This is a genomic window from Dehalococcoidales bacterium, assembly GCA_035529395.1.
Taxonomy (GTDB): Bacteria; Chloroflexota; Dehalococcoidia; order Dehalococcoidales; family Fen-1064; genus DUES01.
In genome coordinates, this window is sequence record DATKWT010000131.1 from 1 (window position 1) to 9,209 (window position 9,209).

The following is a 9,209-nucleotide window of genomic DNA, read 5'->3' on the forward strand; positions in this document are numbered from 1 at the left end:
CCCCGGTCTTAGAACAGGGTTTACTTTCCCGACAGTCAGCAGCGATTCGACGCAATCTCGAATGGAATCGTCCAATGACCTAAAAGTAATGGGTACTACCGAGCGAATGCGGTCGTTACGGAGATCGGTGCCCCAGTAAACCGCCCGTCGCTCGCTGGACCGACGCAGGGCTTCCTCATCCAGATCTTCTGTCAGCTCAGGTGTCGCGTATCCGAGTTCAGGGAGCAGCCTGTCGATACTTCTGCAAACGTCCTCAATGTCTATCCGGTCAGTTGAGTATGCGATGTAACGTTCTCCGTTTTTAACGAAGACACTTTCCAGAAGACCGACTTGGCATGCCGCGTGATCACGTACATCGACAGTGTGCCAGGGACGGTAGCCATGCACCGCGGGATTGCACTCACCCAGTAACATCAGTTCGATCAGGTGTTGCCAGGGCCCCGTGTTTTTTTGGTGCTGTGACTGTATCGGACCCACGTTATCACCCGGGCAGCAGCTGATGGCATCCCACCTGCCGTTCTTTTCAGCCGCCTCGGCAAATGCCCGTTCCGCCTGCACCTTGCCGATGGAGTAACCTGAACGTCGAGGATTGTAATCATCGGGGTAGCGGTCCTCGTAAATGACCGGGCGGTTAACCATCTCAGAAATATTACTCTCGGACACCACCGCCGCGACGCTGGAGGTGACAATAACACGCGACACGGTCTCAGCATTGTTGACGCTCTCTGCGATGTGATCACAGACCATTTTGACGTAGTCCTGATCCCCATAGTTACTGATATGGGAGACATGGGCGACGCCGTGGCACCCCTTAAAGATACCGTCAAAACAACCGGCGTCATCTAGGTTGGCCGAATGCAGTGTTAAACGGCCGGTGACATATCCTGGCATAGCTTTAAGAAAATCTGCTTTGGTAGCGTCATCGACATCGCGAACACAGGCTCGTACACGATAACCCTTGTCAAGTAGTGTTCGAACGACCCAGCCGCCAATGAAACCGGCAGCACCGGTGACGGCAACCGTACCGCCCTTGGGAATCGCTGGCATAGTAATCCTCCTTATTACACTACATCTTGTTGTTTATCTTCGTGAATAATCCGACATTCCCCATATCAACTGGCCATGAGGCATCCCGGCCCTCATTGCCTTGTCGGCAATAGTACATCCGTGGCATGCGGCTGTCAACCTCCCTTTCAAAGCCTTGCATTAACCCTTTCGACGAGCCACTCGTACTCGGTAACCCACAAAACTAACATTCTGGCTGAATCAGTTTTCGGGGTGAGGGTCATAACTATGGTAACGAGGCAGGAAGTAGTACAACTACTGGAGGCAGGTCACTGAGCAATGTTTGGAAAATTAAGATTCTCTCGTAATGGCCAGTACAGTTTTTAGAGTGAAGGTCAATTTGAGCACCAGTTCACTTTGGGTTTATGTTGCGGAGTCATCTCTTGCCCGACTGCGACGTACGGTGATCCACACAGATATGGCAGTCACGAGGACAACGATTCCAGCACCGACAAGCCACCATACGAGCCAGGACCGCCGGAAGAGAGCCGTAACTTCCATGTCAGCGGTAACAGTCACGGTGGTCACTGCTGAAGCCGGATCAGCCACGTCCCCTGTCCAACTATCGAATTTCCAGCCCCTACCGGGGGTTGCAACGATATCAACGATGCTTCCCTGGGGATATTCGTTAGGGCCGACTGCGGGTTCAGTGGAACCACTACCATCAGTTCCCATGGTCAGAGTATGCACTATCGGGGAGAAGTCAGCGGTAACAGTCATATCGGAATTCATAATTATTGTCGTGGTTGCTGAAGTCGGGTCGGTCACATCTCCTGTCCAGCCAGCGAACTGCCAGTTGATATCGGGGGTTGCGATGACATCAACCAGGCTTCCCGGGATATACTCGTGGGAGCCGACTGCAGGCTCAGTAGAGCCATTGCTACTGATATTTACAATAAGGGTATACTTGATCAGAAAAAAGTTGGCGGTGACAAACTTGGAACAGTCCATCACCAGAGTGAATGGATTGTCCTCACTGGTTATATCACCCGTCCAGCCATCGAACTGGTAGCCAGGTGCAGGTACTGCCTCCAGAATGACTTCACTTTCAAATATAGGAGCGGAGGTGGGGTAGAATCCGGCCTCAGTATCGAATAACTTAACCACGCCCATATCAACAGGGCTGACATCCACGGTCAGCACGACGGAACCCGGTCAGCCTGCTTCAGTTGGCTCCGCGCCAACGAGTATCAGCATCACCGCGAGCAGAATCGCAACAAAGACTAGCAGGAACGGAATAGTCCTGAATGGTCTTAATATCATATCCTTAGACCCCAGAATGTCCCGTGCCGACCTGAGCAGACTACTGGCTATCTCCAATGAGGATATATTCTCCTCCGTTACCAGTTTTACCGCTTCTTCTGGGAACTCCTTCGTGTACCTTCCTTATGGAATCCCTTTCATTCTGACACCTCCGTCTTTCTATTTTACTTAACTTTGGTGTCCATTTTCCCCATCCTACCTCACTCTTAGCTACCTGTCTAAATTTCGGGGACCACCTCAGTATGCCAGTTCAAGGAACCAAAGACAAGCCACAGCCGACGACGTGTCACCATAACGCCGAAGCTGGCCCTGTACCTGAGAGAATACCAGGCCGAAAGGGAAGCACTTGCCTGGCAGTTAGGCCAGCCGCCTACTCTTGATAGCCTGGTGTTCGCTCATCCGGACGGTAGGCCGCTTGACCCTTCCGTGCTGTCTCATGAGTTCGGTAGGACCGCCAGTAGAGCGGGACTAACGGGTGTTCGCTTCCATGACCTGAGGCATACCTTCGCCAGTCTGATGCTACTACGTGGAGCAAAGCCCAAAGTTATCTCTGAAGCCTTGGGGCACAACTCGGTAGCCTTTACAATGGATGTTTACAGCCATATAATAGAGGGTATGCAAGAGGATGCTATGGCGCTGTTAGACGAAGTACTGCCGGAAGGGGTAGTTAATAATTCTGTCGCCAAAATGTCGCCAACTTTGGGAAAATGAGTGCCATAACACAGTAATTTAGCTTCAATAGGAGTGTAGCTCAGTTGGTAGAGCAGCGGTCTCCAAAACCGCCGGTCGGGGGTTCGAGTCCTCCCACTCCTGCCAGATTTCACAATCGCTGGGTCCCGACATTGCCTGGTACCTGCTATTCCACATCTCTTGCCGACATACTGATTATCTGCCACTTCCGGCCTCAGTACTTCATCCAGTCGCTTCACGGCCGCCTTCTGCAAACCATCAACAACATGGATGTACAGCTACAGTCAATGTAACAAGTGAGTTTGATAAAATTTAGACGAAGTGTACCAACTCCCGCTTGACACAAACCGGTCGTAAGTTCATATTATGTAGCTATAGGGGAACAACTCGTCCACCTGGTAATCTGTCTGCTGCAGGAGGAAAGAATGGGTGTGATGTCAGGACGACAGACCAGGGAGTTTGTGGGAAAAGGCAGGTTATGGTAGTCGGCACATAATGTCTGGAGGTGCTTGGATGGCGAAAAATCCGAAATGTCCCAATTGTGATTTACCCACTATGAGAACCAAGGACTGGGCTTGCCAGTGGTGCGGACACCCGCTGGTTTCCGAGTCTTTTCCGCAGATACCACAAACCTATCAAGAAGTCAGAGCGGAGCGGATGAGCAAGCTGGAACCGTCGGAAACAGCGGAAACAGATGTGCCGACAGAGAATGCAAAATGCCCGAACTGCGATTCACCCACTATGAGAACCAGGGACTGGGCTTGCCGGTGGTGTGGACACCCACTGGTTTCCGGATCTTTTCAGCAGATGTCAAAGACCTATCAGGAAGTCAAGGCGGAACGGATAAGCGAGCTGGCGCCGTCGGAAACAGCGGAAACAGATGGGCTGGCAGAGAATGCGGAATCGGACACGTTTGAGGAAGAAGCCGAATCCGTTGCGGATGTACCGCCATCACCGGTTGTTGGCTCCAGCGTCGAGGTAGCGACGGAAATTGAGCCAACACAGGAGTCTGCACCTGTAGAAGAGCCCGAGCCTGAACCGGTAGCAGAGGTAGAAGAGACGTTGGAGGTTGAGGCCGAAGCAGCACCCGAGGCTGAGCCAGAACAGGAATCGGTACCCGAGCCAGTAGTAAAGAATAAGTCGAGGGGGAGGGAAGACTCTGAGACAATAACAGAAGTAACCGTCTCGGAACTATGCTCTTCTTATCAGAGCTATGGAATGGTGGGACATGATGAATTCAAGGACAGAGTCTTTCGGGTGACCGGTGTGGTGGCCAGTATCATAATCAAAGATACTGTTGACCAGTACTATGTTGCCTTGACTGGCAGCGAACCCCATCCTCTGGGAGATATCGACTTTAAATTTGAGAGGAAGGACGTGCCGGAGCTGAAACGATTGACAATAGGCCAGGGCTTGACAATACAGGGCAGGTACAACGGCTTCGTGACAAACATTATCCTGGCAGATTGTGTTATCTATCAACTATAAATAGTGTCGTTCTGCTAACACGAATCTCTCAGGCTCCGGTATAGAGAGCCTGAGGTGGCCCCTACCCTATCCTAAGGATAGGCCCTATCCTAAGGATAGGGGCCGCTATCTTCAAGGGGTCCGGTGTTAAGGATTCTACGATATCCTGTACTGGTGGGTTTTGGGGGTCCGCTAGCAGTTAAGGACCTGTTATTTTTCCCCGCCTTTGCATAAGCTCAAAGATAACACCGCCGGGCCCGCCACTGTCCAGGTATATCCACTGGCCCGGCCTCTGTATTATGATTTCAGCCCCCTGCTCTACCAGCTTGGCCGCTTCCCCATCTACGTCATCCACGAAAAAGCCCAGGTGGTGCAGGCCCTCTCCGTGCTCTTCAAGGAATTCAGAGTGAAGAATCTTGCCCTTTTTAATCTCTATCAGCTCAATCTCCAGGTCACCCATGTAAGCGAAGGCAAGCTTCACTTCTATAGGGTTCCCCTCGGCATCAGTACCGGTATTAGTAGTGAAAGTCCAGGGGCCAATGCCGAACATCCGTCCCCAGGTCTCGATAACCTTCTCGCAGTCCCTGACCACGATACCGATGTGGTCAACCGTCTCCAGTGTGAATTTGTGGGTTTCAGATTTTGTCATGGGAATAGGTCTCCTTTTGCTATTGCATAAATTATTGCTCTATGGCCTCAAGAGAACAGCTATGTTTTCGCCGCTGTAAACCGAATCAATTGCTCTCTGGCAATCATCAAAGGGTATAATCTCGGTAATCAGTGGTTTTGGGGCAATCTGTTTGTGAGAAATCAGGTACATTGCATCTGACATATTACCGCCCAGAATACCAAAAATCTTCAATTGTTTTACTGTCCATAGCATCGGGTTTACTTCCATCGGTGAGACAAAGCCAGCCAGTACGATAGAAGACCCTCCACGCTTTGCCATCTCGGCCGCCTGGTTCAATACTCTGCCATCACGAACACAAATGAGAATGGCATCAGGACCGTCCCCGGTTAACTTTACCACCTCTGAGATAACGTCGACTTCGTTGGCATTTATAGCGGCATCAACTCCAACCTCGAGGGCTTTGTCCAGGCGTGATTTCACCAGGTCAACGCTGATTACCGGTGCCGCACCGGCTACCCTGGCTGCCATCGCTGCCAGCAAGCCAATCTTACCTGCACCGATGACTACCGCCGACTGTCCCGGCCTTACTCCGGCGGTTGCCACTGCGCCGTTACCGGTGCAGAGTGGTTCCACAAACACCGCCTCTTCATCAGAAACATGGTCGGGTACTTTCATTATGCCAAGTGGGGCAGAAACAAAATACTCCGCCATGCATTTATAAGTTTCGTAACCTGGTGTTGCCGGCCCAAGTGGATTCGGTCTGCCTGCAAACGGTATGGCACGGTCTCCCACCGACCAACCGCTGACTCCTTCACCCACTTCAACCACCTCAGCCACGAATTCGTGCCCCGGTATTGAGTCCGGACGTATAATCATGCCTGATGAAGCAGGTAACTCCTCAATTTCCATCTCGGCAGCCATCCTGTGTCCCATAATAGCTCCCGGGTGTGTAACGCCTTGACTAATCATTCCGAAAGAGCCGTCAAGATACTCAAGGTCGCTACCGCAAATACACGCGTATTTCGTCTTCAGCAAGAGCCATCCAGGCTCTACTGTCGGTATTGGTATCTCTTTACACTCGATACGTCTCTTTTCTCCCGTGGCGACACAAGCCTTCATAGTATCCTCCTGTTTCCTGATTCCTGCGGCCTATTTAACCCGCTAACTTGTTCCTGTATGTAATTCCCCATTCCACTGTTGGAACTGTGGCTGTACCCATAGATATTGCGGGTGGAATCACTGACCGGACTAAAGAACCTGGTGGAAGCATGGGGATATGATATACCATTTACTTGCCCGATGCCATGTTCCGGATGCGGAAAAGTCAAAGGTCGATACTCACTGGCTTCACCAGCCCATTGTACTTACCAGTGCCTGGTTCGTCCAATATTGTGAGCTTTTCCTGTTCCCGGGGCGTGTCTTGACAAAGGACGAGTAGAAGGCAGACAATAGCAGTGGTATCAGACGTCATTGTATACTAACGGAGAGAACCTTAAAGCCTGGAACCTGCTGTTTGGCGGGAGGCTACTACTCAGTTGCAGAAATACCAGCTAGTATGTTCCGTGGGGTGAGACCCTTCGCTATGCTCAGGGTGACACGCCACTGGCTTCAGTGGCGCAGAATCTGAATTTTGCGCGGATTTGTACAACTAGATACTACTGCCACTCACACCCTTAGCAGCAACATAGGTGCGATAATTTATTCAAGGAGGAACGGAAAGACATGGAAGCACCATCACTGGAACTACCATCGAAAGAGGTACTGCTCAAGCTGTATCGTGACCTCCTCACTGCCCGGCGGGGGGAGGCGGAGATATTTGCTATCCAGAGCAAGGCTACCGGTCGAGGAAGCGGTCATAGGGGTCCCGGGGAGGAAGCTATCCCGATAGCTATCCTTAATAACCTGACTGAGACCGACTGCTTTCACCCCAATTTCCGGACGTACTTCTGCCACTTCGCCAAGCCGGGCTTCACTCTCAAGGATGCGATTGCCCAGAGCCTGGGGAGAAGGTCCGAGCACCCGCTCATATTCACGCCGGAACTCGGTGCGATGGGCAGCAGTGGCACACTGGGAGAAGCCTCGGTGAGGTACGTCGGCGCGGCCGTGGCCAACGTCATCCAGAAGACCGGCGACGTGACTGTCTTCATACAGGGAGATGGGGCCAGCAATCGGGCACCCACTCATGAGGCGATGGTGGTTGCTGCGGCCTGGCAACTGCCGATAATTTTCGTCATCCAGAACAACAAGTATGGTATGGGTACCTCCTGGCGCAAGTCCTACAACATCGAGGACCTGTCTGTCAGGGGTGCCGGTTATGGAATGCCGCACGAGACTGTCGACGGCAATGACATGCTCAATATGTACCTTGTCGCTAAGAAGCATATCGATCGATGCCGCGCCGGTGGGGGGCCGAGTCTCATCTGTGCTGATACCTGGCGAATGCGAGCACACTATGAGGGGGACGCGCAGATATACCGTCCCAAGGGCGAGGCGCAGGACTGGCAAAAGTATGACCCGCTTATGCGGTATGAGAAACAGCTCATGGAACTCGGCGTTCTGTCCCAGGAGGACGTTGACAGACTGGAGGCGGAAGTAATAGCAGAGATAAATACCACCATCGAGGAAGTCGAGTCTATGGCGGTGCCGTCGTCCTATGAGGACTTCATGGCCAGTGCAATCGACGGATTATAGGATAGGATAGGTAAGGAGAGAAGACAAATGGCCGAGATTAGATATATTGAAGCTCTCAATCAGGCGTTTCGAGAAGAGATGCGCCGGGACGAGAAGGTGGTGATATGGGGAGAAGACATCATATCCATGAACGATGTCCATGGTCAGACCCGGGATATATACGATGAGTTCGGCGGCGATAGAATTAAAGACACGCCCATCTGTGAGCTGGCTATTGCCGGTATGACCATCGGGGCTGCCTACAGGGGACTTCGGCCTATCGGTATCTACATGAATGCCGGTTTCAGCCTGTGTGCCTTTGACGGATTGTTCCTGAAGCTGGGCTGCAAGAGCGTCGGCCGATACGTTCCCGGTGATATTCCGGCAACTATATACGGTGTCATCGCCGGTCCGATTGGAGACGGTGATAATGACCATGGCATGTCGCCGGAGTCCCTCTACGCCCACGCACCCTACCTGAAGATAGTCATGCCGTCCACACCCTACGATGTCAAGGGACTGATGAAGTCGGCAATCAGGGATAACAACCCGGTAATGGTCTGGGACCATGCCTGGAACTTCTACCAGGGCCACAAGGACGGCAAGATAGAGCGCGGTGCCAATGTGCAGGAGGTTCCCGATGAGGAATACCTGATACCCTTGGGCAAGGCGGACGTCAAACGGGAAGGGACGGACATCACTATCGTGACTTACTCGTTCCAGGTACATAATGCCCTGGCTGCGGCCTATAACCTCGCCGAGGAGGGTATCAGCGCAGAAGTCGTCGACCTGAGGACAATAGTGCCCCTGGATGTAGACACGATTGTCGACTCCGTCAAGAAGACCGGCCGTCTGCTCATCGTGCACGAGGCGATGAAGCGTGCCGGGTTTGCCGGAGAGATACTGTTCAGAATAAGCGAACACAGTCCTGAGTTGATACCGTCGCTCAAAGCCCCGTTCAGGCGCCTGGCCGGGTGGAACCTGCCACTGGTCAACCGTCCGGAGCTTGTACCCACCATGGAGACCATAATGAGCACTGTCAAGGAGATGGTGTAAGGAGCAATATCAGCCGAAAGAGAGGAGCTAATACCGGAACATGCACGAAGTGAGGATACCCAATCTTGGGGCCCAGATAGATGATGCGGAGATAACCGAATGGTTGGCCAGCGAGGGCGCCAGGGTTGAGGTAGGCGAGGTGATAACTATCCTGGAGACGGAAAAAAGCAGCTATGACCTGGAGGCCAGCCACAGCGGCATCCTGCACATCATCACCGAAGTCTCAGATGATAGAATCTCCGTCGGAGAACTGATTGGCATAATCGCCGATTCCGATGAGGAGTACGAAAAAGCCAGGTCCAAGTGAGGACGTCATCTGAACCGGACCCCCGGCGGTACGTCCACTGAGTGTGAGCCTGGTTTCGAT

Annotated in this window: 9 protein-coding genes and 1 tRNA gene; 5 read left to right on the forward strand and 5 right to left on the reverse strand. The window is 52.4% G+C overall.

Going from position 1 to position 9,209, the window contains the following annotated elements; all coding sequences use genetic code 11:
- The 3 genes from VMW13_08525 to VMW13_08535 form a co-directional block, all read right to left on the reverse strand.
- Positions 1–1,047, reverse strand: a 1,047-nt coding sequence (locus VMW13_08525; protein ID HUV44859.1) for an NAD-dependent epimerase/dehydratase family protein, incomplete at its 3' end; no start/stop codon positions are given.
- Between the two features lie 381 nt (positions 1,048–1,428).
- On the reverse strand, positions 1,429–2,208 hold the full coding sequence (locus VMW13_08530) for a hypothetical protein (protein ID HUV44860.1): 780 nt from the start codon (positions 2,206–2,208) through the stop codon (positions 1,429–1,431).
- Positions 2,209–2,220: 12 nt separating this feature from the next.
- Positions 2,221–2,385: a hypothetical protein gene (locus tag VMW13_08535; GenBank protein HUV44861.1), complete on the reverse strand. Its 165-nt coding sequence runs from the start codon at positions 2,383–2,385 to the stop codon at positions 2,221–2,223.
- A gap of 683 nt (positions 2,386–3,068) precedes the next feature.
- On the opposite strand from VMW13_08535, the gene VMW13_08540 reads away from it, so the two are divergent.
- Both VMW13_08540 and VMW13_08545 read left to right on the forward strand, forming a co-directional pair.
- Positions 3,069–3,144, forward strand: a tRNA-Trp gene (locus VMW13_08540).
- A 387-nt stretch (positions 3,145–3,531) separates the two neighbouring features.
- On the forward strand, positions 3,532–4,506 hold the full coding sequence (locus VMW13_08545; protein HUV44862.1) for a hypothetical protein: 975 nt from the start codon (positions 3,532–3,534) through the stop codon (positions 4,504–4,506).
- Between the two features lie 178 nt (positions 4,507–4,684).
- On the opposite strand, the gene VMW13_08550 is transcribed toward VMW13_08545, so the two are convergent.
- Both VMW13_08550 and VMW13_08555 read right to left on the reverse strand, forming a co-directional pair.
- Entirely contained in the window at positions 4,685–5,134 is a 450-nt protein-coding gene (locus tag VMW13_08550) for a VOC family protein (GenBank protein ID HUV44863.1), read from the reverse strand.
- A 39-nt stretch (positions 5,135–5,173) separates the two neighbouring features.
- Positions 5,174–6,235 (reverse strand): zinc-binding dehydrogenase, encoded by a 1,062-nt coding sequence (locus VMW13_08555; GenBank protein HUV44864.1) that lies wholly within the window; start codon positions 6,233–6,235, stop codon positions 5,174–5,176.
- Between the two features lie 603 nt (positions 6,236–6,838).
- On the opposite strand from VMW13_08555, the gene VMW13_08560 reads away from it, so the two are divergent.
- Genes VMW13_08560 through VMW13_08570 form a run of 3 tightly spaced genes read left to right on the forward strand, consistent with a single transcriptional unit; the run spans position 6,839 to position 9,149 of the window.
- Positions 6,839–7,807, forward strand: a complete 969-nt coding sequence (locus tag VMW13_08560) for a thiamine pyrophosphate-dependent dehydrogenase E1 component subunit alpha (GenBank protein ID HUV44865.1) — start codon at positions 6,839–6,841, stop codon at positions 7,805–7,807.
- A 27-nt stretch (positions 7,808–7,834) separates the two neighbouring features.
- The gene (locus VMW13_08565; protein HUV44866.1) at positions 7,835–8,842 is read left to right on the forward strand and encodes a transketolase C-terminal domain-containing protein; all 1,008 of its coding nucleotides are present in this window, start codon (positions 7,835–7,837) and stop codon (positions 8,840–8,842) included.
- Between the two features lie 40 nt (positions 8,843–8,882).
- Positions 8,883–9,149: a lipoyl domain-containing protein gene (locus VMW13_08570; protein ID HUV44867.1), complete on the forward strand. Its 267-nt coding sequence runs from the start codon at positions 8,883–8,885 to the stop codon at positions 9,147–9,149.
- Positions 9,150–9,209: the final 60 nt, after the last annotated feature.